Source organism: Pseudomaricurvus hydrocarbonicus (assembly GCF_011602365.1).
Taxonomy (GTDB): domain Bacteria; phylum Pseudomonadota; class Gammaproteobacteria; order Pseudomonadales; family Cellvibrionaceae; genus Pseudomaricurvus; species Pseudomaricurvus hydrocarbonicus.
The window spans coordinates 490908-512826 of record NZ_JAAONZ010000002.1 but is presented as its reverse complement, the minus strand read 5'-3'; the positions used below and the strand labels follow the sequence as shown (position 1 = coordinate 512826).

Annotated in this window: 22 protein-coding genes; 9 read left to right on the top strand and 13 right to left on the bottom strand. The window is 54.6% G+C overall.

From position 1 onward, the window contains the following. Positions 1 to 192: 192 nt before the first annotated feature. The 3 genes from G8770_RS04600 to G8770_RS04590 all read right to left on the bottom strand — a co-directional run bounded on the left by G8770_RS04600 (position 193) and on the right by G8770_RS04590 (position 3690). Complete coding sequence (locus G8770_RS04600) at positions 193 to 1368, bottom strand: saccharopine dehydrogenase family protein (RefSeq protein ID WP_167182257.1); 1176 nt, start codon at positions 1366 to 1368, stop codon at positions 193 to 195. A 75-nt stretch (positions 1369 to 1443) separates the two neighbouring features. Beyond that, the gene (locus G8770_RS04595) at positions 1444 to 2340 is read right to left on the bottom strand and encodes an SDR family NAD(P)-dependent oxidoreductase (RefSeq protein ID WP_167182255.1); all 897 of its coding nucleotides are present in this window, start codon (positions 2338 to 2340) and stop codon (positions 1444 to 1446) included. Between the two features lie 306 nt (positions 2341 to 2646). After that, the gene (locus G8770_RS04590) at positions 2647 to 3690 is read right to left on the bottom strand and encodes an AraC family transcriptional regulator (RefSeq protein WP_167182254.1); all 1044 of its coding nucleotides are present in this window, start codon (positions 3688 to 3690) and stop codon (positions 2647 to 2649) included. A gap of 254 nt (positions 3691 to 3944) precedes the next feature. Between G8770_RS04590 and G8770_RS04585 the strand changes: the two genes are divergently transcribed. Both G8770_RS04585 and G8770_RS04580 read left to right on the top strand, forming a co-directional pair. Further along, entirely contained in the window at positions 3945 to 5105 is a 1161-nt protein-coding gene (locus G8770_RS04585; protein WP_167182253.1) for an acyl-CoA dehydrogenase family protein, read from the top strand. A gap of 45 nt (positions 5106 to 5150) precedes the next feature. Next, positions 5151 to 5921, top strand: a complete 771-nt coding sequence (locus tag G8770_RS04580) for a 3-hydroxyacyl-CoA dehydrogenase (RefSeq protein ID WP_167182252.1) — start codon at positions 5151 to 5153, stop codon at positions 5919 to 5921. 103 nt (positions 5922 to 6024) lie between these two features. On the opposite strand, the gene G8770_RS04575 is transcribed toward G8770_RS04580, so the two are convergent. Continuing rightward, positions 6025 to 7251: an NAD(P)/FAD-dependent oxidoreductase gene (locus tag G8770_RS04575; protein ID WP_167182251.1), complete on the bottom strand. Its 1227-nt coding sequence runs from the start codon at positions 7249 to 7251 to the stop codon at positions 6025 to 6027. A 221-nt stretch (positions 7252 to 7472) separates the two neighbouring features. On the opposite strand from G8770_RS04575, the gene G8770_RS04570 reads away from it, so the two are divergent. Next, positions 7473 to 8504: a helix-turn-helix transcriptional regulator gene (locus G8770_RS04570; protein WP_167182249.1), complete on the top strand. Its 1032-nt coding sequence runs from the start codon at positions 7473 to 7475 to the stop codon at positions 8502 to 8504. Positions 8505 to 8801: 297 nt separating this feature from the next. After that, entirely contained in the window at positions 8802 to 9872 is a 1071-nt protein-coding gene (hppD, locus tag G8770_RS04565) for a 4-hydroxyphenylpyruvate dioxygenase (RefSeq protein WP_167182247.1), read from the top strand. A 170-nt stretch (positions 9873 to 10042) separates the two neighbouring features. Here the strand turns inward: hppD and cobB are convergent, their stop codons facing one another. The 3 genes from cobB to G8770_RS04550 all read right to left on the bottom strand — a co-directional run bounded on the left by cobB (position 10043) and on the right by G8770_RS04550 (position 13132). Next, positions 10043 to 10741 carry a Sir2 family NAD+-dependent deacetylase gene (gene cobB / locus G8770_RS04560; RefSeq protein WP_167182245.1) on the bottom strand — a complete coding sequence of 233 codons (699 nt, stop codon included), beginning with the start codon at positions 10739 to 10741 and terminating at the stop codon, positions 10043 to 10045. 39 nt (positions 10742 to 10780) lie between these two features. Continuing rightward, positions 10781 to 12127, bottom strand: coding sequence for a prephenate-dependent tRNA uridine(34) hydroxylase TrhP (gene trhP, locus G8770_RS04555; protein WP_167182241.1), 1347 nt, complete (start codon positions 12125 to 12127; stop codon positions 10781 to 10783). Positions 12128 to 12334: 207 nt separating this feature from the next. Continuing rightward, on the bottom strand, positions 12335 to 13132 hold the full coding sequence (locus G8770_RS04550) for a glutaminyl-peptide cyclotransferase (protein ID WP_167182238.1): 798 nt from the start codon (positions 13130 to 13132) through the stop codon (positions 12335 to 12337). 34 nt (positions 13133 to 13166) lie between these two features. Here G8770_RS04550 and G8770_RS04545 point away from each other — a divergent pair, with 34 nt between their 5' ends. Then, complete coding sequence (locus G8770_RS04545; RefSeq protein ID WP_167182235.1) at positions 13167 to 13820, top strand: DUF502 domain-containing protein; 654 nt, start codon at positions 13167 to 13169, stop codon at positions 13818 to 13820. A gap of 46 nt (positions 13821 to 13866) precedes the next feature. On the opposite strand, the gene mnmC is transcribed toward G8770_RS04545, so the two are convergent. The 4 genes from mnmC to G8770_RS04525 all read right to left on the bottom strand — a co-directional run bounded on the left by mnmC (position 13867) and on the right by G8770_RS04525 (position 18271). Next, entirely contained in the window at positions 13867 to 16083 is a 2217-nt protein-coding gene (mnmC, locus tag G8770_RS04540) for a bifunctional tRNA (5-methylaminomethyl-2-thiouridine)(34)-methyltransferase MnmC2/FAD-dependent 5-carboxymethylaminomethyl-2-thiouridine(34) oxidoreductase MnmC1 (RefSeq protein WP_167182232.1), read from the bottom strand. 22 nt (positions 16084 to 16105) lie between these two features. Then, a complete protein-coding gene (gene fldB / locus G8770_RS04535; RefSeq protein WP_167182229.1) occupies positions 16106 to 16633 on the bottom strand; it encodes a flavodoxin FldB in 528 nt (175 codons plus the stop codon). Positions 16634 to 16808: 175 nt separating this feature from the next. Next, positions 16809 to 17273, bottom strand: a complete 465-nt coding sequence (trmL, locus tag G8770_RS04530; protein WP_167182401.1) for a tRNA (uridine(34)/cytosine(34)/5-carboxymethylaminomethyluridine(34)-2'-O)-methyltransferase TrmL — start codon at positions 17271 to 17273, stop codon at positions 16809 to 16811. Positions 17274 to 17728: 455 nt separating this feature from the next. Then, positions 17729 to 18271 carry a glycine cleavage system transcriptional repressor gene (locus tag G8770_RS04525; RefSeq protein ID WP_167182226.1) on the bottom strand — a complete coding sequence of 181 codons (543 nt, stop codon included), beginning with the start codon at positions 18269 to 18271 and terminating at the stop codon, positions 17729 to 17731. A 494-nt stretch (positions 18272 to 18765) separates the two neighbouring features. Here G8770_RS04525 and G8770_RS04520 point away from each other — a divergent pair, with 494 nt between their 5' ends. Genes G8770_RS04520 through G8770_RS04510 form a run of 3 tightly spaced genes read left to right on the top strand, consistent with a single transcriptional unit; the run spans position 18766 to position 20604 of the window. Beyond that, positions 18766 to 19599, top strand: coding sequence for a class I SAM-dependent methyltransferase (locus G8770_RS04520; RefSeq protein WP_208022045.1), 834 nt, complete (start codon positions 18766 to 18768; stop codon positions 19597 to 19599). A gap of 44 nt (positions 19600 to 19643) precedes the next feature. Beyond that, complete coding sequence (locus tag G8770_RS24505) at positions 19644 to 19991, top strand: YheU family protein (protein WP_167182223.1); 348 nt, start codon at positions 19644 to 19646, stop codon at positions 19989 to 19991. Then, positions 19981 to 20604: an alpha/beta family hydrolase gene (locus G8770_RS04510; RefSeq protein ID WP_208022044.1), complete on the top strand. Its 624-nt coding sequence runs from the start codon at positions 19981 to 19983 to the stop codon at positions 20602 to 20604. Before G8770_RS24505 ends, G8770_RS04510 begins: the two co-directional genes overlap by 11 nt. A 7-nt stretch (positions 20605 to 20611) precedes the next feature. On the opposite strand, the gene G8770_RS04505 is transcribed toward G8770_RS04510, so the two are convergent. Together G8770_RS04505 and G8770_RS04500 are read right to left on the bottom strand one after the other, a co-directional pair. Next, on the bottom strand, positions 20612 to 20893 hold the full coding sequence (locus G8770_RS04505; protein ID WP_167182217.1) for an antibiotic biosynthesis monooxygenase family protein: 282 nt from the start codon (positions 20891 to 20893) through the stop codon (positions 20612 to 20614). Between the two features lie 73 nt (positions 20894 to 20966). After that, the gene (locus G8770_RS04500; protein ID WP_167182214.1) at positions 20967 to 21359 is read right to left on the bottom strand and encodes a hypothetical protein; all 393 of its coding nucleotides are present in this window, start codon (positions 21357 to 21359) and stop codon (positions 20967 to 20969) included. A gap of 113 nt (positions 21360 to 21472) precedes the next feature. On the opposite strand from G8770_RS04500, the gene tusA reads away from it, so the two are divergent. Beyond that, positions 21473 to 21715 (top strand): sulfurtransferase TusA, encoded by a 243-nt coding sequence (gene tusA, locus G8770_RS04495; RefSeq protein WP_208022043.1) that lies wholly within the window; start codon positions 21473 to 21475, stop codon positions 21713 to 21715. Positions 21716 to 21919 lie beyond the last annotated feature (204 nt).

The following is a 21919-nucleotide window of genomic DNA, read 5'->3' as shown; positions in this document are numbered from 1 at the left end:
GAAAACTGGAAAGACTGTGGTATCATTTTGTTCACGGCTGATTGCTTGCGGATATTGTCTAGACACCAATAACCATAAGGCTTTCAGCCGTTCTTGTTTAGTCCTTTGTGAAATATTCGGGTTAGGACTCGGTATATCCCTTGTGAGACAGCCTTGAGCAAGTGAGCAGTCTTAACAAGGGCAATAGTTTTTTTACGATTCCACCTGGAAGGTGAGGCCGGCGTTGTTCTGCAAGCGCTCGATCAGCAGTGATCCCATTGCAGAAGCCGGTGTCCAGATGCCGCCACTGGCCGCTTCGGGATTTTTCAGCAGGCAGACTGCACTCTCGGCAATCATCTTGCTGGTCGAGCCATAGCCCGGGTCTTTATCGCCTTTGACGCTGGCGCGAATGCTGTCGCCCTGTGCGGTGGTTCCGGCAAACAGTACATCGTAGAAACCGGTTTCACGCTCTTCCTTGGAGGGCCCTTCGCCGGGCTTGAGGTCGTTGTCTGCCATGGAAGTGTCCTTCGCCACGGCGTTGGCAATGGTTTCGCCCTGTTCGCCGGGGCCGGTCAACATCATCTCGTCGTAGACAAATTCATTCCCGTAGTCGTGACCCAGCAAGAAGTTGGAGCGATGGATGTTCTTGGTGTTGATGGTGGCCATCACAAACGGTGCCGACCAGCTGCCCAGGTCTTCATCGTATATTGGCTGCAAACCCGGAGGTTGTTCGGGGCCGGTAAATCCTTCGGTCAGGGCAAAGGGATTCATTAACACCTGTCCCAGTTTTGGGTCTTTGGCTGCTGCGGCTACGGTGGCTTTGAAGCTGGCCAGGGTGCCGCCAGAGAAGGTGCCTTTCATAGCGCGCACGCGACCTTTGACTCTGGAAACGGGTGAGCCGAGCTTTTCTTTGGCGGCCTGCTGCAAAAAGTAGACACCCAAATCAAAAGGCACAGAATCAAACCCGCAGGAAAACACAATGCGTGCTCCACTGGCTTTGGCCGTGGCACCGTGGGCGGTAATCATCTCGTGCATCCAGGCGGGTTCACCGCACAGGTCTACGTAGTCGGTTCCGGCTTCGGCGCAGGCTTTGACCACATCCGAGCCGTACAGTTGATAAGGGCCCACGGTGGTCAGCAACACCTGAGTGCTTTCGACCAATTGCTTGATGGAGTCACTGGAGCCGGAGTCAGCGACAACGAGCGGCACACCGGCGGGAATGCCCATCTCGTCACGCACGGCCTCGAGTTTGTTTTGACTGCGACCCGCCATGGCCCATTTGACATCACCGTTGACGCCGTACTGATTGTTCAGGTATTCGCACACCAGACGACCGGTGTAGCCCGTCGCCCCGTAGACAACAATTCCGTACTCTCTGTTTTTAGACATAATCATATTCTCTTATGAGCGTGCTCTAAGGATGGTTCGATGTAAGGATAGTTCGATGTAAAGTGGCTGAGTGCCTCAACCCTTCATAAAACCGTCGATTTCTTCGTCCAGCAGATGGGAGACCAGTGGGCTGGCAGCGGCACGCTCGAACGCCTGATCAACGGCCTGAAAACGCTTTTGCAACACGGCGCGATAATTGGGGTGAGTAAAAATGTACAGTTCGTTGTCGCGGATCGCTTCTATGACACGCTCACCAACAACTTCCACGGCCAGGCCGCGATCAATCACCTTCTGCATGTGTTCTGCCATGGCTGCGCGACCCGGACTCATCGGCTTGTCGCTGTCTGTGACCGTCTGGTACTCGCTGGGCTTGTTGCGCGAGGCGTGGTTAATGCGTGTTTGAACAAACGCCGGGCACAACACCGATACCTGGATATTGTGGGGCGTCAGTTCGGCGCGCCAGCTCTCGGACATGCCTACCACTGCCACCTTGGAGGCCGTATAGGCCTGCCCCATGGGTACGCCGACCATACCGGCCATGGAGGCAACATTGATCAGCCAGCCACCTTCGCTGTGTTGTTTCATCAGGGGGATCAACGTCTGGGTGCCGTAGATAACCCCCATGAGGTTAACGTCCATCACCCAGTTCCAGTCTTTGATGTTGGTTTGCTCGATGACTCCGGGTGTGCCACTGACACCGGCGTTATTCACCAGCATGTGAATGTTGCCGAAGCGCTCCTGTGCCGCCTTTGCTATCTGCTGCCATTGCTCGGGCTTGGTCACATCCAGTGGCAGCGCCAGCACCTCAATGCCTTCATCGCGAAGCGATTGCTCGGCCAGTTGCAGCTGCGCTACGTCAATATCGCCGAGCACCACCTTCATACCCTGTTTGCCCACCGCGCGCGCAATACTCAGAGCAATACCTTCAGCACCACCGCTGATAACCGCTGTCTTACCCAGAAACTCACTCATATCGTAACCCTTGATCCATGACGATAAACGTTGACGAGCCACTCTAGCGGAAGAGAGAAAGTTTTGACCAGCCTGACCCGGCAGTCGAGAGCGTGCTTGTCACTTTTGAAAGGGCTTTTGGCCGTTATGAAACACGGCCATTCGGATGCTGAATAACCGGCAATAAGCCAGTGGAATGATGCAACGGCTTCTATATAGTTTCAGTCGCCAAAACATGAGGTCGTCGGGCGTTTTTATTTTGATTGTTTGGGGTAAGCGAGTAGAGAGATCGGGGTCAGAGTAAAAATCATGACGATAGGGTAGTTTTTACTCTGACCCCGAATTACTCAAAGAGGGGGTCACTTTCACCAACTTGCCATACTCCCTGGGCGACAATCCCGTCCACTGCCGAAACGCCCGCGTAAACGAGCGGGCTTCGGAAAAACCCAGTACTTCGGCGATGTCATTGACACTGTGTTTCTCTCTTACCAGTTTTTGCAGGGCCAGATCCCGTCGCAGGTTATCCTTGATGCGCTGATAGCTGGTGCCTTCCTGTTTTAAACGGCGGTGCAGCGTTTGCGGGGATAGGTGCAACTGCTTGGCCAGCATTGGCAGTGACGGGAATGTCAGTCGGCCGGAGGTGCTGAGCGATGCGGACAGACTTTGGCTGATGTGGCGCTGCAGGCTGTTGTCGTCCCCGGGGATGGTTAACAGGTCCGCCGGGGCGGCTTTCAAAAACTGAGTCAGTTCTTGCTGGCTGCGCACCAGCGGGCGCTGCAGATAATCGGCATGAAAGCTGAGTGTGTTTTCCTTGCAGCCGAAGTGCAGCGGGCCGGGAAACATAATGTGCAGTTCGCGGGCGTGGCGTGGTGATTGATGAATCAGCCGTGTCTCCTGTAAAGGAATTTTACTGCCGATCAGCCAGCTGGCCAGCCGGTGCCAGATGATGAGCCAGAACTCGAGAAAGAAGTGCTCCGGATCCAGCGCCGGTTGTTGGAAGCGGATGCGGATGTGGGCGCTGTCGTCCTGTTCCTGCAATTCAGTATGAATATCATCGGTCATCAGCTGGTAAAACTGCATCCCCACGTGCAGGGCTTCGCGCAACGTGCCGCAACGCCGTGCAGTCTGGACCATAAAGGCGAAGCTGCCACGCTTGCAGGGGGTGGCCGTAAACCCCATAAATTCATCGTCCAGCACTTCCCAAATGGCCTGTATCAGGGCCGTCATCTGTTGCTCGTCCGTGCGTGTGTGCTCTGTTTGCAGCGTTTTGGCGGGAATGCCGGCGTTGGCGAGCAGTGCAGTGCTGTCATGTCCTTTGCGGGTAGCCCCGTAAAGCGCGGCTTGGGCATGGTGGCTGGCGACTGTGGCCATCTTCTGGCTTCCTGGGAATTGTGAGTTTTTGTGAGCTTTTTGGGGTTGTTGGCCGTTATGATAACGAAGTTTGGCAATTTATGTGAGTTTATTTGAGGGCGACGGTCCTGTCAGGACACCGGTTTAACTTCTATGATGGTGGTTGTCGTGTTGAATGCGCCAGCTGCGGGCGTCAATACCAGTGCTCATGCGCATAAAAAACCGTGATATGAAGCTGGTGCGTCCTAAAAGTCGCGTTTTATTGAGGAAGATCCATGGATTTATCGTTAACCGAAGAGCAAACCCTGATTCAGGATATGGCTCGCAAGTTTGCCAGCACTGAGCTGGCACCTGTGGCGGCTCAGCTGGACAAGACCGGTGATCGTGCCACCTTGTTGAAGAACCTGAAGCAACTGGCGGATCTGGGCTTTATGGGGCTCAACATCTCTTCCGACTACGGCGGCAGTGAAGCCGGTGTGGTGGCGTTCAGTCTCGCCATCACCGAAGTGGCGCGTGGCTGTGCATCGACCGCGGTGACCATGTCGGTGACTAACATGGTGGCCGAGGTGATTCAGACGCTGGCCAACGATGCGCAGAAGCAAAAGTACCTGCCTAAACTGTGTTCGGGTGAGTACGCCGCCGGCAGTTTCTGTCTGTCGGAAGCGGGTGCCGGTTCAGATCCGGCCGGCATGAAAACCCGCGCGGTTAAAGACGGCGATGAGTGGGTGCTCAACGGCACCAAAATGTGGATCTCCAGTGCCGAGTACGCCGGTATTTATGTGGTGTGGGCCGTGACCGATCCGGAGGCAAAAAAAGGCCGTGGCATTTCCTGCTTTTTGGTGGAGGCCAACACGCCGGGTATGACCATTGGTAAAGCCGAAGAGAAAATGGGGCAGCACGCGTCCAGCACCAATTGTGTCATTTTTGAAGACTGCCGCATTCCGGCAGGCGCGTTGATGGGCAAGCTCAACGACGGTTTCCGCATCGCGGTGGCCGAGTTGGCCGGGGGGCGTATCGGCATCGGCTCCCTGGCCCTGGGCGTTGGCTCTGCGGCCATGGATTATGCCCGTCAGTACGCCACCGAGCGGGAACAGTTTGGCGCCAGTATTGCCAGCTTGCAGGGACCACAGTGGATGCTGGCCGATGCCTATACTGAGCTGGAAGCCTCACGCCTTTTGTTGATGAGTGCTGCGGATCAAAAGCAAAAAGGTCTGCCGTTTTCCAAGCAGGCGGCCATGGCCAAGCTGTTTGCCACGGAGTCCGCCAACCGCGCCTGTTATACCGCGCTGCAATTGATGGGCGGGGTGGGTTACACCCAGGAATGCCCGCTGGAGCGTCACACCCGGGATGTACGTGTGACTTCTATTTATGAAGGGACCAGTGAAATCCAGCGGGTGATCATTGCCCGCGAACTGCTCAATGAAGTGTCCGGCTAAAGGCCGGTCAGACTCAACCATTCGAACAACGAAGAGAGAATTATTATGGAATTGAAAGATAAAGTTGCGGTTATCACCGGTGGTGCTTCCGGCCTGGGCGAGGCCACCGTGCGTCGTTACGTCGCTCACGGTGCCAAAGTGGCGATCTTTGATATGAATCAGGAGCGCGGAGACGCCATTGCCAGCGAACTGGGCGATGCGGTGATCTACCAAAATGTGAATGTCACGGATGAAGCTTCCGTGCAAGCGGGTATTGATGCGACCGTGGCGGCGTTTGGCGCGATTCATTTGTGTTCCAACTACGCCGGCGTGGCCGATGCCGCTAAGACCCTGGGTAAGAAAGGCGCTTTTCCGCTGGATATATTCAACAAGGTGATTTCCATTAACCTGGTGGGCACCTTCAACGTATTGCGCCTGGTGGCCGAAGTCATGAGCAAGCAGGATCCGGTCACTGCGGATGGCTGTCGCGGCGTCATCATTAACACCGCGTCGGTGGCGGCCTACGAAGGACAGATGGGGCAGGCGGCCTACAGTGCGTCCAAAGGCGGTATTGTGGGTATGACCTTGCCGATCGCCCGCGATCTGGCGAGCTTTGGTATCCGTGTGAACACCATTGCTCCAGGTTTGATCCACACGCCAATGTGCGATTCACTGCCGGAAGAAACCGTGCAGGCACTGGCGGCCAACGTGCCGTTCCCGACTCGTTTGGGTAACCCGGACGAAGTTGCTCGCCTGGCGCAGAACATTGTGGAAAATGATTACCTGAACGGTGAAGTGATTCGCTGTGACGGTGCGATTCGCATGCAGCCGCGCTAAAGCTGGCAGTCGCCAGTAATGTCTTGATACTCAAAAGGCGTTATTGGTAAGCACAAAAAAACCGGCGTAGTGCCGGTTTTTTTGTGGGTGATCCGGTCAGGTATCAGGCCGGGACCAACTCCTTGGGCGGGATACTTTCGTCAGCCAGGCGCGCGGGTTCGACTGCGGCACCTCCGGCAATCAGGCGCTTGCTGATCATGAATTCCTGCGGGCGATTGACGCAGTCAGCCGAGATCAATTTACCTTCTTTCAGGTAGAAGGCTACAAAACTGCGGGAATTGTCCTTGTCGCCGCGGATGACGACTTGATCATAGCCCTGACTCAAGCCGGCAATCTGCAGTTTCAGATCGAATTGATCGGACCAGAACCAGGGCAATGCCTGATAGGGTTTTTCTTTTCCGCAAATGCTGGCAGCGGCGGCTTTGGCTTGCTCGGTGGCGTTGGGAACCGATTCCAGGCGCATGCGCTCGTTGTACAGCTCGTTGGGGTGGTTGGCGCAGTCGCCAGCGGCCACAATGTCCGGGTCGTTGGTGCGGGCGCATTCGTCGACCACGATGCCGTTCTCGACGGTCAGACCAGCCGCTTCTGCCAGTTCTACGTTGGGGACAATACCCACACCGATCACCACCAGATCTGCATCGAACGCGGTACCGTCGCCGCAGGTGACTTTTTCAACGTGGCCGTTGCTGCCGTCAAAACCAGACACGGCGATGCCGGTTTTAATCACTACGCCTTCGTCAGAGTGAACGCGGGTGTAGAACTCGGACAGTTCCGGAGCGGTCACACGAGCCAGCACGCGCGGAGCCATTTCCAGTACGGTGACGTTCATGCCCATTTTTTTCAGCGAGGCGGCGGTTTCCAGGCCGATGTAACCACCGCCTACAATCACGGCGTTTTTGCCTTCGCCCACGTCTTTCTGAATGTCGTGAACGTCCTTCAGGTCGCGCAGGTAGTGAATGCCTTCCAGTTCAACGCCGGGCAGGGAGACCGTGCGAACGCGGGAGCCGGTACACAGCGCCAGTTTGTCGTAGTTGAGGACTTCGCCGTTGGTCAGCGTCAGTGACTTGTGCGCGCGGTTGATGTTGGCTACGCGGGTGCCCAGTTTGAATTCGATGTCGTTCTTATCGTACAGGGCCTGTGCGCGGATCAACAGATCGTCCGCGTCCTTCTCGCCGGACAGTACTGCTTTGGACAGCGGGGGGCGGTGGTAGGGCATGTAGGGCTCATCGCCGATGACCAGAATTTTTCCGTCCCAGCCTTCTTGTCGCAGGGAAGGAGCCAGTTGGGCCGCCGCGTGGCTGGCGCCAATAATAATGCAGGTTTTAGACATACGGATCACTCATCGTCAAAGGGTGTATCGCTATAGCCAGAGGGCTATAGGGTTTCTCGTTATTCTGTCGACCGATCAGAGGATGCGGTTGTGTGCAGAGTGAGGGCTAGATTACTCTCAGCCTGATGAATTGGGGATAGCATTTTAGGCCATATGACTAGCATTATCGTCCTCGATTGAGTATCATTTTCGTCCATGTGCGGTATGGTTGAGTCGGAGATATGCGTAAACCCCAGCAGCAGGAACAGCAGCAGTTTGTTGATAAGCAGCTGCAGATACTCGATCAGGTGTTGCGAGAGGAGTGTCCCTATGTGGATCGTGAAGCGTTGGGGCACTGGTGCGGTCTGAGTGATCCCTGGTGGCAGCCAGGCCACAGTCTCAGCCTGGAGGATTTCCTACGTCTGCTGAAGCAGTTACACCACAACGAGGTCCCCAATATCGCCGTTCGTTTGGCACAGCGCCGGAGCCTGCAGGATATGGGGGTGTTGGGCTATGCCCTGTTGGCCAGCCCCACCTTGCTGCAGGGCCTGCAATTATCCGCGCACCTGGTCGAGAGCAATTTCCCCGCCCTGAAAGTTAGACTGACCACGGACAGTGACCACGCTTTGGTGTCTTGTGAGGTGCTGGCCGGCGGTTCGGATTATTTCCAGTTGCTGCTGGAAGAGTGGATTTTTTCTCTGTGGGTGTACATTCAGGCGCTGTTGCCGGAAGGGCTGGCGGCCTGTGCCAGTTATGCCACGCTCAACTATCACGCGCCCACCTATCATTGGCAGTACCAGCAGATTCTCGGGTGTCGGGTCGAGTTTGATCGCGCCAAAGCGGTGTTGGCCATCCCCAGGCAATGGTTGTTTATTGCGGTGAAAGGTCGCAGCGGTCAAACACAGCAGTTATACGATACGCAGATCAAGCGCCTGCTAAAAGAGCAGGGACACAGTGGTGATATTGTCAGTCGGGTGAAACGCCTGCTGCTTGAAAAACCGGTGCAGTGTGATTATCGGCTGGAAACGACGGCGCCTTTTATGTCGTTATCGGCGCGAACACTGCGGCGGTATCTGGCCGAAGCCGGCACCAGTTTTCGCGCTGTCAGTCTGCAAGTGCGGATGGAGTTGGCAAAAGATTATTTGCTCAATACGCAGTTAACCGCCCAGGAAATTGCCTACCAGCTGGGGTATGCGCAGCCCAATAATTTCTATCGGGCGTTCAAGAGCTTTTATCGTTTGCCCCCGGAGCAGTATCGGTTGCGACATTCGTAGCGAGGAGGTCGTCCAAATCGTTGAATGACCGCAGCTCGTTTTGTTCAACACCCCTTGGTTCATTGCTGAATTCAGTGCCAATGTGTCTTTATACGCTTCAGCTATAATTACTCTGAATGTGTTCAGCTGCACCTGCAACCACCCAGACTGTCACTGAAGACGTGTCCCAACGCTGTTAATTTGTTTCCAATACTGTCAATGAGATTGATGCCTGTTTTACCAATCAATGGATGGGTATGGCGAATCAGGTCAATGTGAGGCGCTCTGAAAAAGGCGGCTCAATTTGAGGAGGGAATCATGAACGATTTATTTGAAAATCCGATGGGCTTGGACGGTTTTGAATTTGTCGAGTTTGCCGCCCGACAAAAAGGGCTGCTGGAGCCGGTTTTTGAAACTCTGGGGTTCAGTTTGGTGGCCAAGCACCGGTCTAAAGATGCGCTTTTATACCGTCAGGGCGATATTAACTTTGTCATCAATTACGAACCCGGCAGTGAAGCGCAATTCTTTGCTGAGGAACACGGTCCTTCGGCCTGTGGCATGGCCTTTCGGGTAAAAGATTCACTCAAAGCCTATAACCGGGCTCTGGAACTGGGTGCCCAGCCCGTGAATATACCCACCGGTCCGATGGAATTGCGGCTACCGGCCATTAAAGGCATCGGCGGTGCGCCGCTGTATTTAATTGATCGCTATGATGAAAAATTGTCGATTTACGATATCGACTTCGAGTTTATTGAGGGGGTAGACCGCCACCCGCCCGGCTGTGGTTTCAAAGTCATAGATCATTTGACCCATAATGTGTATCGCGGGCGGATGGATTTCTGGGCGAAATTTTATGAGCGAATTTTTAATTTTCGTGAAATCCGTTTTTTTGATATCAAGGGTGAATACACCGGGTTGCTGTCGAAAGCCATGACCGCGCCGGACGGAAAAATCCGTATTCCATTGAATGAAGAGGCGTCCCAGGGCGGACAAATCGAAGAGTTCTTGATGGCCTATAATGGCGAGGGTATCCAGCACATCGCCTTTTCCTGCGACAACCTGTTTGACGCCTGGGACAAGTTAAAGGCCCGCGGGGTCAGGTTCATGACGCCACCTCCGGAGACCTATTACGACATGCTTGAAGAGCGCTTGCCAGGTCACGGTGAGCCCGTGGCCGAGCTGAAAAAACGCGGACTGTTACTGGACGGAAGCACCGAAGGTGGCAAGCCACGTCTGTTACTGCAGATCTTTTCCGACACCCTGGTCGGCCCGATGTTCTTTGAATTTATTCAGCGCAAAGAAGACGAGGGCTTTGGCGAGGGCAACTTTAAAGCGTTGTTTGAGTCCATTGAGCGGGATCAGGTCGAGCGGGGGGTGATTAAGAAATAGTAATTAGTAACTAGTAACTAGTAACTAGTAACGAGTAGCGAGTGGCTAGTGGCTAGGAAAAGATAGGGGCGAGTAGATAGATTGTAGACAGTAGACAGGGAAAGACTAAAAGTGAATAGACTGGCTCAGGGCTGGGGGTATGCTTGACTCGCCACTCGCCACTCGCCACTTCAAACAAGCGTCGCGAAATATTCGGGCACAATCTCACTGGCCGGACCGTAGTGGGCTTCGTCGAAGTGTGAGCCGTTGCTGGAAGGTTCCAGGTTCAGTTCGACGGTGTGGGCACCGGCCCGTTTGGCCATCTGGAAAAATCCGGCGGCGGGGTAGACGTTGCCGGAGGTACCGATGGAGATGAACAGGTCGCACTGTTCCAGGGCCGCGTCAATTTCATCCATGTACAGCGGCATCTCGCCAAACCAGACCACGTGGGGTCGTAGTTGCCCGGGTATTTGGCAGCAGGGGCACGGGCGTTCGACTTCAATGTCTTCCCGGCAGGGAAACAGCTTTTGAGTTGATGCACAGCGGACTTTCAGTAGTTCGCCGTGCATGTGCAGCGGGTTTTTTGAGCCGGCCTGTTCGTGCAAATGATCAATGTTTTGGGTGATCAGGGTGAACGAACCCGGGTGATGGTTTTCAAATTCGGCCAGCGCCCGATGGCCTGCATTGGGCCGAATACCGTTGAGCAGGTGGGCGCGACGTTGGTTGTAAAATCGCTGTACCAACTGCGGATTGCGACTAAAGGCTTCCGGCGTGGCCACGTCTTCGACTCGGTGTTCCTCCCACAGCCCATCGGCCGCCCGAAAGGTACGAATGCCGGACTCTGCTGAGATGCCTGCGCCGGTCAGGACAACAATGTTTGGGTGCTGCATGGTTATATCCGATCAGTGGTGACGAGCGATGGTGGCCGCTTACACATACCGCATCAACATGGCATAACCGCCGTCTTCGGGCAGGGTGATGTTGGCCGGCATTGGGATTTTGACCTGATGGCCGGACCCCGGAGCGACATCAATGGCCTGGCCTTTTTTGTCTTCCAGCGTATCCAGGGTAAAGCGCAGATTGCCTTGTGGTGTGATCAACTCCAGCTGGCTGCCGGTTTCAAAACGGTTTTTTACGTCAATGGAGAGCCAGCCGTTAGCGGCATCGTACGCCGTGGCTTCACCCACAAACTGTTGATTGTTGCTGGGGTTGCCGGTGTCGTAGTTTTGGTACTCGCTGGGCACGTGGCGGCGGTAAAAGCCTTCGGTGTAGCCCCGGTTGGCCAGGTGCTCCAGTTCTTTCATCAGCCCCATGTCGAACGGCTTGTTGGCGACAGCATTGTCGATGGCCTGGCGATACACCTGGGCCGTACGCCCGACGTAGTAATGGGATTTGGTTCGGCCTTCAATTTTCAGCGAGTGAATGCCCATTTTGACGAGACGGTCAACGTGCTGCACGGCACGCAGATCCTTAGAGTTCATGATGTAGGTACCGTGCTCATCCTCGTAGGCGGGCATGTACTCACCCGGACGGCTGCGCTCCTGCAATAACATCGAGATCTCGTCGCGATCGGTGTTCGCGCCGGCGGCTTTAGGGTCAAAGACACTGGCCTTGGGGGCGGATTCCACGGCAATCAGGTTGCCGATTTCATCTTCTTTGGCGGCGTGGGTGTTGTATTCCCAGCGACAGGAGTTGGTGCAGGCACCCTGGTTGGAATCGCGGTGGGTCATATAGCCTGACAGCAGGCAGCGGCCGGAATAGGCGATACACAGCGCGCCATGCACAAAGACTTCCAACTCCATTTCCGGACAGCGCTGACGGATTTCTTCGATCTCATCCAGTGACAGTTCCCGCGACAGGATGACTCTTTCAACGCCCTGGCGGTGCCAAAACTGAACCGTCGCGTAGTTGACGGCGTTGGCCTGTACCGATAGGTGGACCGGCATGTCCGGCCATTTGTCGCGCACCAGCATGATCAGACCGGGGTCGGACATGATCAGGGCGTCGGGCTGCATCTCAATCACGGGCTCCAGATCGCGTAAATAGGTACGGATTTTGTCGTTGTGCGGTGACAGGTTACTGGCCAAATAGAATTTTTTATCCTGGCGGTGGGCTTCCTTGACGGCTTCAGCGAGGTTTTCCAGGCGGTTAAACTCGTTATTTCGAACCCGCAGGCTGTAGCGCGGCTGGCCCGCATAGACGGCATCTGCGCCATAGGCAAAGGCGTAGCGCATGCTTTTCAGGGTGCCGGCCGGGGAAAGTAATTCAGTGTTCATGGTTCAGATCTCATCATGCGGCCATCAGGCCGAGAGGCTTTTGACGTCAAAACCAGGTGCAGCCGGCGTTGTGTCAACCGTTGCAGTTCTAGGCTCGTTAAATAGGGGCGCAATTTTACCGGATGTAGGCCAAGATTGCAGGCTGCAGACCGAACGAACAGTTGTTGTGAATCAAGTGCAGGCAAAAATAAGTTTGCCAGGGTCATATCAGTCCTGGCGACGTAACTTCAGCAGGTAGCGCCTGTTCCAGCGTTTCCCGGTCACCCAAAGCCCTTGTTCCTGGGCATCCCAGGCAATGCCGTTAAGAACATTGTCCCGCCTGTAACTGCGATGTTGTTTGGCCAGTTCCGCCAGCGGGAGCACACCGACAACCCTGCCGCTGTCCGGATCGATGGCGAGGATATCGCTCGAGTACCAGACGTTGGCCCAAATGAGCCCGCCGAATACGGTCAGGTCGTTGAGGTTTGCAACCGCTTTCCCGCCCTGGGTCACGGTGACTGTGCGGGTGGTGTCAAAATTCAGAGGGTTGCGAAACGTGAGCTGGCTGCTGCCATTGCTCATGACCAGTTGATTGCCGTAAGCTGCCAGCCCCCAGCCTTCTCCCTGGTAGGTAAAGGTCTGAAGCCGTTCCAGTGTCTGCGGGTTGAGGGTATAGGCTTGGCCGGATTTCCAGGTCAACGCATAGAGTTTTCCCTGTAGCAACGCGATTCCCTCGGCAAAGAGGTCGTCATCCAGGTGGTGATTGTGAGTGGGTGATGAGCTGGATTTGTGATAGCGGTGGATAAACGATTTACCGTACAAGCCGCTGCTCTCGATGATGTGGTCTTGATCAACCACCAGTCCCTGAGTAAAACTGGTGGTTGAATGGGGTAACGATTTCACAATATTGTAGTCATAGCGGACCACAGTAGGCGTGTTGTTAACGGCATCACCGTGAATGGAAGCTGGCAGAGAAAGGTCGGCAGCAGCGCGGCTCGATAGCAACATCAGGATTAAAAAAACCATGGCCAGATTGGGCCATAGTCTGGAGTAATAAAGCATGCAACGGCTGAAGTCTTTTGTCGCATTGACCCTGTTGGGGGGACTCACTGTCGTTCTTCCTATTGCGATTCTGATGTTGATATTCCAATGGTTGTTCGCGTTGATTACGGATTTTATTCAACCTTTGAGCAATTTGCTAACGGACCGTGCTCAGTTGCGGGGGGTGATGGCGGATGTTCTGGTGTTGCTGATCTTGCTGGCGCTGTGTTTCAGTGTGGGGCTGTTTGTAAAGACCCGTGTCGGCGGCTGGTTACACGGTTGGATGGATAAGGCGTTGTCGCGGTTTGCGCCAGGCTATCAAACCATTCGCGATATCGTCGTGCAGTTTGTGGGTGGCCCGGAAGAAAACTCCTTGTTCAAGGGCCAGGTCGCACTGGTGAAGCTCTATGGGGCTGACAGTGAGTTGCAAGTGACCGGCATTGTGACGGCCAGATTTGAGCAGGGTTACACCGTGTTTGTGCCCACCGCGCCGATGCCCACCTCGGGCATGGTGTACCACGTGCCGGAACACTTTGTCAGTTTGTTGCCGGATGTCACTGTTGAACAGGCCATGCGGACAGTGATTGCCTGCGGGGCGGGGTCACAGGAGTTGCTGGCGTTGCAGCGGGCTGGGCAGGGCGATAACAAGGTGGCCGTGGAGGCCGAAGGGTAAGCCTGGAGCCGCCGGTCAGCCAACCCGTTTTGTGGCTTACAAGGTCTCAGCGCTTTTTACGAATTAAATCCCGGATCCAAAAACGCCCGGGTTGCAACGCGGTTTCCATGTGACTGCCCACCGGGGTGGGTTCACGGTTGATTTTTGCCGCCAATATCTCTGCACAAATCGGGGTATAGGCGAGACCGCGAGACCCGTGACCGACGTTGATGAACAGTCCGGGCCAATAGCGCCCGGGCGTTGGAATATTCGCCCGGGCGTTTTTGCGCAGCAGGCCATAGTCTTCCAGAAAATGTTCGTATTGAGGCACGCCGCCCACCAATGGCAGGTAGTCCGGTGTGGTACAGCGCAGGGCTGCGCGGCCGCCTAAAACCGATGTCGGGGTGAAGGTGTCTGCGAGTCCAGGTGCCTGAGCACGCATGGTGTTCAGGTTGCGCAGGTGGTCTTCATCATTAATCGACAGCTCCAGGCGTTTTGGGTCAAAGGTAGCTCCCAAGCAATGTTGCCGGTTGATGGCGGGGGGTAAATAGCCGTCTCCGCAAAGCACCGTTTTAAGCTGTTGGCTCTGCTGGCTGGCGGCAACATAAGTGACTTGTCCCCGGATGGGTTTCAGCGGCAAGGCCTCGGTTAATGGAAACTGTCGCACCTGGCTGGCCGTTGCCAACACCACTACTGACGATTCCAGGGTGCCCAGTGAGCTTGCAGCTGGCGGCAGAGCCTGTTGTTGGGGTCGGGGTTGAAACGGGCTTGTCTCAAGACGCCATAAGGCGCTGTGTTGCTCGTAATGGAGGCGGTCGACCGAGGTGTTGAGCCGGATCTCGATGTTTGGGTGATCGGTCAGCGTCTGGCATAACGTGCCGGGATTGATCCAGCCTGAATGCGGAAAAAACAGCCCGCCACACGCTGAGTCAATGCCACTCAACCGGCTGGCCTGGTGAGCATCGACCTTTTCAAAGAGGGCTTGTTTGCCATAGCAGCGCTGCAGTTTTTCATGCAGTTGCGCGGTCTTATCACTGCAGGCTAATTGCAGCACGCCGCACTGTTCGCCCAATGTGCCGGTGAAGTTTTCGCTATGGCCCGGGTCTGTGGCGTCGCTGCCAGCTTGCGCCTTGTCGCTTTCGGTTGGGCATGCGGGTTGCCAAAAGGATTGATAGACCCTCTGGGCAAATTGCAGCGCCAGCAGATTAAAGTCGGACAGGGTTTCTTCGCGGTGGGAGAGTTTGGCATAGAGCACGCCCTGAGGATTGCCGGAGCCCTCCTGCGCGAGCTGAGCGTGTCGATCCAGTAGCGTGACCCGCCAGCCCCGGTCCGCCAGCGAGCGGGCGGTATGACAGCCGGCAATGCCGGCGCCGACGATGATGGCGTGTTTTGTCGCTTCGGCGCTGGACTTGTGGGCTTCAATATCCGGACTGCGGGCTTCTATGTTCCAGGGAACCGCGTATTTGGAGTTGAAGCCATTGGTGGGGAAATCCTGCTGAGAGGCCAGTGGGGCAGGTTGAATCAGCTTGGCGTAGACCATTTCTCGCTTGCGGCCAAAGCCGGTGTCTTGTCGCACCGCAAAGCCGTGCTCTCGCAAGCCGCGTTTGACGAGGGTGGCAGCCGCGAAGGTGGCGACAGTGGCTTCAGCGGCACTCAGTTTTTGCACCAGTTCAAACAATTCAGGTCGCCACATGTCCGGGTTTTTCGCGGGTGAAAAACCATCCAGAAACCAGGCATCTATGCCTCGTTGAGGCCTGCAGTGTGCGGGATGGGTGGACTGCAGAAGTTGCTCCAGCCCATCGACAGCCTCGTTCACAATCAAGGTCAATTGAACTCGACCCCGATCAAAGCTGAGGCGGTGAAAACCTTTGTTCACAATGGCGGGATACTGGCTTAGTAAGGCCTGAACCTCATTGTTGAGCTCCGGCCAGAGGGCTAACGCACGGCAAAGGTCCCTTTTTAACAGCGGGAATTTTTCCACCGAAATAAAGTGCAGGCAGGCCGAGGTGGGAGCGGTTTGTCGCCACAACTGCCAGCTGGCGAGAAAGTTCAGTCCGGTTCCGAAGCCCGTTTCAGCCACGACAAACTGGTCGTTGGTGCCCAGTGCTGACCAGCGCTGATGCAGAAAATTATGTTCGAGGTAGACGTAACGGGTTTCCTGCAGACCATCAAGTTTGGAAAAATAGTAATCATTAAATTCACCGGAGAGCGGCAGACCCTCATCGTCCCAGTGTAATTCGGCGTGCTGCGGGATTTGAGAGGGCGGAGCTGGATGGTCTGACATAGGCGGGTTCGAAGGCGGTGAATCAGTGAATCAATTTGAATTCACGCATGATTTGATCGCACCATTTTGCCAGACGCTCGTCGGTTAAGTCGAATTGATTTTCATCGTCTATGGCCAGACCGACAAACTGTGCCTGGTCCTCGGTCAGGGCTTTGGAGCCTTCAAAGTCGTAGCCGTCATTGGGCCAGTACCCCACCATCTGGGCACCGAGCTTCACCAGCTTAAAGTGCAGGTAACCCATGGCATCAAGAAACCACTCCGGGTAGCCCACCTGGTCCCCCAGTCCATAGAGTGCGACCTTGCGGCCGGCAAAGTTGACCTGATCAAGCTCTTCCCAGATTTCTTCCCAGTCCTCTTGCAGCTCTCCATAGTCCCAGGTCGGGATTCCCATAATGAGATAATCGTATTGCTCCGCGATGACCAGAGGGTCGTCAGTGATGTTGTAAACATCGACCACTTCCTCGGAAAGAATTTCGCGGATTTTGTCGGCCACGATTTCGGTATAGCAGGTGGAGCTACCGTAAAAGAGGCCTACAGGGGCTTTGCTCATGATGTTGATCCTAATTCTGAGGGCGCCATTTTAGGGGCAAGCCCCACCAAATGCACGGAATGAGCCCTTGGAATTTGTCTTTTTGTCATGCCGTTCCGACTCTCCAGCAGAAGTGATCAGGGAATGATCAGCGGGGTGGCGGTGAGGTATGTCACAGGCAGCGGACAGCGGAATTTTAAATCGCACCAGCAAACCCCATTTTCCGCCAGGCCTCATAAACAATCACGGAAGCGGCGTTGGACAGATTCATGCTGCGGCTGTTGGGCTGCATGGGAATTCTGAGGATGTTTTCCGGCGCTTGTGCGCCGAGCACATCCGCGGGAAGGCCGCGGGTTTCTGGACCAAACACCACATAGTCACCCGCCTTGAAAGGCACGTCGGTGTAATTGCGTTGCCCCTTGGTGCTGATGGCGTACAGGGTTTGAGGCTGACAACTGTCGAGGAAACTTGCCCAGCTGTCGTGCACCTGCATGTCTTTCCACTCGCCATAATCCAGGCCGGCACGACGCAGGCGCTTGTCATCCAGTTCAAAAGCAATGGGCCTGATGAGGTGCAATTGTGCCCCGGTATTGGCCGCCAGTCGGATGATGTTGCCGGTGTTGGGGGGAATCTCCGGTTGAAACAGCACCAGATTCAACATAGGGCTGGCAGGGGAGCTGATTTCTTGAGGCGCGTTTGTTTCGGATGTGGGGGCAGAGGAGAGTGTAGGTTCTGACATAAGTAGTATTGACGTCGTAAATGTGAATTTCGAAATAAGGACGCCATGACAGCTGGTTATTTCAACTGGCGGTCATTATAAGGCAGTGGCCGAGAGATGGGAGGGGCCTGGTGTGCAAATGCGCTGCTAAAAGCGGATTGCGATGACAAAAGCGTCATGCATTTGTCACTTTTACGTTTTAGTCTGGCTTTCAGAGGATAAACAGACCGCAGGGAGGCGGGCTCTCCACACCTTATCGGGGCGTCAGCCCCTTTGTTCTTTTAGGCGCTTTCTTCTTTCAAGCCTTTGGCGTAAATCTTGGGTTCGGCAGTCACGCGAGGCTATGCCGTCATCGGTGAACCGCGATCCCGTTCGCCCGAGCAAAAGTGGGGGGGGGGTTAATCTGTGACTGAGTCTTCCGCTGCACCCAATTCAATATCGACGCCCAGTTCGTCTGAAATGTCATTCAACTGGTCGGTCAGGCGATCCATGTCCACATTGGCGGGCAAGCTGATCAAACCTTGAGCAGTGAACATCGGGTCACCGGACCAGGGCATACTGGTACATTGCGTTTGAAGATCGTCCAGATTGATTTGGTGGCTGGCAAAGGCCTGAGATAATTCCCGAATGATACCGGGCCGGTCATTGCCCATGAGATTAAAGTGCAAGAGTTGCAGTTTGGTGTCGGATACGCCTTCTGTGGTTTCCGCGGACACCACTTCAATGCCTTTTTGGTCCTGCAGGGCAGCCAAAGACTCTTTAAGGGCAGGCAGTTGATCTTCCGGGACACTGACTTGCAGAATACCTGCGAATTTTCCTGCCAGATGACTGAGGCGGCTCTCCAGCCAGTTACCCTGGTGATTGGCGATGGTTTTAGCCAGGATTTCAACCACACCGGGTTTGTCGTCACTGAGAATACTGAGAACAAGAGATCGGTTCATGATAGTCGCCTTTAGAATCGTTATTGGTTGAAAATGATTGAGTCATGGGTGACATTATCGTGACGCGGTGATAGCTGCCGCTGTGAAGAGTTCAGTGTCAGCGGGTGGCGCGTACGTTGTGTAACCATGTTTTGAGGCCGGGACGAGGCTCCTTGGGGGCTCCATGGGTTGGGGGCTCCACGGGCTTGAACACCACCGGGTCTTGAAGCCGGTCTTTTGCCTAGACCCCAGTATAGTGATTGTTGGGCTATTCTTACAGCCTCAAGCACAATGCAGCTGAATCTTTTCAGTACCGTGTGTATGTGGGGTTTTTGGGTGAGGATCGTTGGCCTGGCTAATGGTTCGCCAGACCGTCAGAATGGGTGGCTGCAATGTCGACAGGTTGCTGTATGGTTAATGGATTGCTCCACGCAAGCCAACAGATGGTTTTGATCGGGGCGGGTTCAAAGAAATAACGGTTAAACATCACTTTTTAAGCGTAATGAGGAGTCAGTATGTTGAGTAAAATAACGTTTTCACCGCACTGGATAAAAGGGGCGTCGGTTGCCGCCGGTTTGGTGCTGTGTGCAATGAGTAGCCTTGGGGTGGCGGAAGGGGGCATCGAGCAAGCCATGCAAAGCCCGCTGCGCAGTGATGCTAATAAAGCGAGAGATGTGTATCGTCATCCCGCACAAACCCTGTCTTTTTTTGAGGTGAGCCCCAGCAGCCAGGTGGTGGAAATATGGCCTGGCAGTGGTTGGTACACTGAGATACTGGCCCCGTTGCTGGCCGACAAGGGAAAACTCTATGCCGCTCATTTCGCCAAGCAGTCGCCGGTCAGTTATTTTCAAAAAAGCCGCACTGCCTTTCTTGCTATGGCCGAGGCGCACCCGGATGTGTATGGCAAGATGGAGATCACCGAATTTCATCCACCCTCCAAGGTGGTTTCCGGTCCGAACGCTCAGGTTGACCATGTGTTAACGTTTCGCAATGTACACAACTGGATGAAAGCGGGATTTGCGGATGAAGCTTTTACCGAGTTCTATCAACTGTTGAAGCCAAATGGAATTTTGGGGGTGGTGGAGCATCGTGCCAAGCCGGGTACGTCGATGCAGGACATGATTGCATCGGGCTATGTAACCGAGGATGAGGTCATCCGGATGGCTGAGAAGGCTGGTTTTGTGTTGGAGGCCCGTTCAGACATCAATGCCAATCCAAAGGATACGTCGGTGCATCCTGCCGGCGTGTGGTCGCTGCCGCCGAGCCTGCGACTGGGGGATGAAAATCGGGCAGAGTACCTGGCCATTGGTGAAAGTGACCGCATGACGTTGAAGTTTCGTAAGCCTTAATTTTTTAAGTCTTTAGGTTTGTTTGAGTTGATAAGGATTCATTTTTGATTATTCCAGTACAACAATTGTCTGCCGATGCAGTGCAGGGGTTGATAGAAGAATTCATCACCCGTGAAGGAACGGATTACGGCGAGATGGAAATCGCCTTGTCGGATAAGGTGGAACAGGTTCGGGCACAATTGGCGAGCGGTGAGGTGGTGATTGTTTTTGATACTACTGCAGAAAGCGTGAGCCTCCAGTCCAGACTTGAGGCGGATCGTAACGAGCGAGAGTTGCAGCAAAGCCTCAACAGTGACTCTGTTGAGGCGTATTTTAACAACCCGAAATCGGATCAATGGGAAGCTGATGGCGGGCAGTGGGAATACAGTGATGGGGACTTTAATGACGTTTGAGTTGTTACACACGGTCCCGGAGGCTCCCGTTGCCCATTTGCTGCTGGCTCATGGGGCAGGTGCGCCCATGGACAGTGAATTTATGGACGTCATGGCGCGGTTGCTGGTGGAGAGAAACATCGGGGTTGTACGGTTTGAATTCCCTTATATGCAGCAGCGCCGTCACGGCGGCAGCAAGCGCCCACCGGATCGCCAGCCGGTCTTGCTGGAGGCCTGGAGGCAGGTTGTTGAACAATGCTCCCACCTCGACAATGTCTTTATAGGGGGCAAGTCCATGGGGGGGCGCATGGCGTCTTTGATTGCCGATGAGATGCCAGTCAAAGGTTGTGTGTGTTTGGGGTATCCCTTTCACCCACCCGCCAAACCTGAAAAAACGCGCACGGAGCACCTGCGCGCGTTGGCTGCACCGACGTTAATTGTGCAGGGGACCCGGGACGCGCTGGGCAAGCGTGAAGAAGTGGAACAATATGACTTGTCGAGGGCTATTGGGTTGTGTTGGCTGGAAGATGGTGATCATGACTTCAAACCCAGGGTTCGCTCCGGGCTGACTCAACAGCAGCACTTGATCAGTGCTGCAGATGCCGTTGCTGATTTTATCTCAGGGCAGCGGTAGAGGTCTTTTAGTTTTCAAGCAGGGTAATTTTTTCCTGGTCATTGAGCAATAAATTGAGCTCATTCATTGTCTCGCGACGGGCATCTGAATGGTACCAGTTATACCAGTCGCGGGCACTGCGCCACTTGGATAGCACAAAGCGACGATGGGAATTGTGAAGGTCCGAAAAAGTTTCACCGTTGATGAACCCTGGAGCTTGATAGGCCAAATGCAAGGTCCGCTTGGCTGCGGCCTCGTATGTAGTTTCCATGTCTTCTGCAATATTTCGTTCAATTAAGACATTGATCATGAAATGTTCCTGCGCTTTGTCTGGTTGATTGACGCAATCTTACTGAATTCATCGGGTTACTGAAAGAACCGCTTTAGCGCCGGGCGCCGGTGGGGCGCTCGACCTGCATAATGATCCAGTCGGCAAGGTCCATCCAATCTTTCATCAGCGTACGAATAATCAGCAGTTTGCCATTGCCCCGGTCCGGTTGTGCCAGCATCTCCTCGCCAAGATGGGTTAACGCCTTGACAACCTGGCCAATGGTTTGCGGTGGCAGGGAGACGTAAAAGTGATCCGCTGTGGATTTCGGGTTGACTCTACTGAGGGGTTTCAGGGTCTGGGCTTCTACTTTGTTGCCTTGCAGTATATTTTGAACATCCATGGCGAGTTGCGGTTTGTGTCTGCGAAGTACCCGAAAAGTTAATTCCAGGGCTCCGCGGCTGAACAGATCGGGTCTTGCCTTGGCGTGGGTGTTGACAGCCATCATTTTGTTGTCCCCTACCAGCATAAATCAAGGGTTCAGACACTGGAAAGTCTGCTTACATGGTTCTTTATAAGTGTAGCAATCAGCCTTTGAACTGCCGGGGGAATTCATAGACAATGACGTCCATGACAAAAGAATTTGATCACATTTTAGACACTCATGGTCTGTTTTGCCCTGAACCGGTGATGATGCTGCACAAGGCCATCAGAGACGCCCGTGCTGGCGATCTGCTCAAAGTGCTGGCCTCAGACCCTTCAACACAACGGGATATACCTAAATTTTGCCAATTCCTGGGTCATGAGCTGGTGGATCAGGGTAAGGACGAAACCGGCTTTTATTACTTTGTTCGAAAGGCGTGAACGGTCGGAGTGGAGCACGGAACCGCAGGCAATGCTGCAGAGGTGCCAGCCCTGAAGCGGGGACGCGCAGTCTGACACCGCGTTCGGATTTTATGCCGGGGTGTGAATAACGCTGGGTTGAGGTTAGAGAGGGCGGTGTACTTTTTTGACCGTGACAAGTCTCTGGCTTGCTGAATTGAAGCCTTAGATGCCTTCGGAAAGGGG

Excerpts from the sequence above, each read along its gene's own strand:
- G8770_RS04545 (WP_167182235.1), top strand. The coding sequence starts at position 13,167 with ATGCAACGGCTGAAGTCTTTTGTCGCATTGACCCTGTTGGGGGGACTC.
- G8770_RS04525 (WP_167182226.1), bottom strand. The coding sequence starts at position 18,271 with ATGAACCGATCTCTTGTTCTCAGTATTCTCAGTGACGACAAACCCGGT.
- cobB (WP_167182245.1), bottom strand. The coding sequence starts at position 10,741 with ATGCAGCACCCAAACATTGTTGTCCTGACCGGCGCAGGCATCTCAGCA.
- G8770_RS04600 (WP_167182257.1), bottom strand. The coding sequence starts at position 1,368 with ATGTCTAAAAACAGAGAGTACGGAATTGTTGTCTACGGGGCGACGGGC.
- G8770_RS04575 (WP_167182251.1), bottom strand. The coding sequence starts at position 7,251 with ATGTCTAAAACCTGCATTATTATTGGCGCCAGCCACGCGGCGGCCCAA.
- tusA (WP_208022043.1), top strand. The coding sequence starts at position 21,473 with ATGACGTCCATGACAAAAGAATTTGATCACATTTTAGACACTCATGGT.
- fldB (WP_167182229.1), bottom strand. The coding sequence starts at position 16,633 with ATGAGCAAAGCCCCTGTAGGCCTCTTTTACGGTAGCTCCACCTGCTAT.
- G8770_RS04590 (WP_167182254.1), bottom strand. The coding sequence starts at position 3,690 with ATGGCCACAGTCGCCAGCCACCATGCCCAAGCCGCGCTTTACGGGGCT.
- trmL (WP_167182401.1), bottom strand. The coding sequence starts at position 17,273 with ATGTTGAATCTGGTGCTGTTTCAACCGGAGATTCCCCCCAACACCGGC.
- mnmC (WP_167182232.1), bottom strand. The coding sequence starts at position 16,083 with ATGTCAGACCATCCAGCTCCGCCCTCTCAAATCCCGCAGCACGCCGAA.
- G8770_RS04570 (WP_167182249.1), top strand. The coding sequence starts at position 7,473 with ATGCGTAAACCCCAGCAGCAGGAACAGCAGCAGTTTGTTGATAAGCAG.
- trhP (WP_167182241.1), bottom strand. The coding sequence starts at position 12,127 with ATGAACACTGAATTACTTTCCCCGGCCGGCACCCTGAAAAGCATGCGC.
- G8770_RS04580 (WP_167182252.1), top strand. The coding sequence starts at position 5,151 with ATGGAATTGAAAGATAAAGTTGCGGTTATCACCGGTGGTGCTTCCGGC.
- G8770_RS04585 (WP_167182253.1), top strand. The coding sequence starts at position 3,945 with ATGGATTTATCGTTAACCGAAGAGCAAACCCTGATTCAGGATATGGCT.
- hppD (WP_167182247.1), top strand. The coding sequence starts at position 8,802 with ATGAACGATTTATTTGAAAATCCGATGGGCTTGGACGGTTTTGAATTT.
- G8770_RS04550 (WP_167182238.1), bottom strand. The coding sequence starts at position 13,132 with ATGGTTTTTTTAATCCTGATGTTGCTATCGAGCCGCGCTGCTGCCGAC.
- G8770_RS04505 (WP_167182217.1), bottom strand. The coding sequence starts at position 20,893 with ATGATCAATGTCTTAATTGAACGAAATATTGCAGAAGACATGGAAACT.
- G8770_RS04510 (WP_208022044.1), top strand. The coding sequence starts at position 19,981 with ATGACGTTTGAGTTGTTACACACGGTCCCGGAGGCTCCCGTTGCCCAT.
- G8770_RS04595 (WP_167182255.1), bottom strand. The coding sequence starts at position 2,340 with ATGAGTGAGTTTCTGGGTAAGACAGCGGTTATCAGCGGTGGTGCTGAA.
- G8770_RS04500 (WP_167182214.1), bottom strand. The coding sequence starts at position 21,359 with ATGATGGCTGTCAACACCCACGCCAAGGCAAGACCCGATCTGTTCAGC.
- G8770_RS04520 (WP_208022045.1), top strand. The coding sequence starts at position 18,766 with ATGTTGAGTAAAATAACGTTTTCACCGCACTGGATAAAAGGGGCGTCG.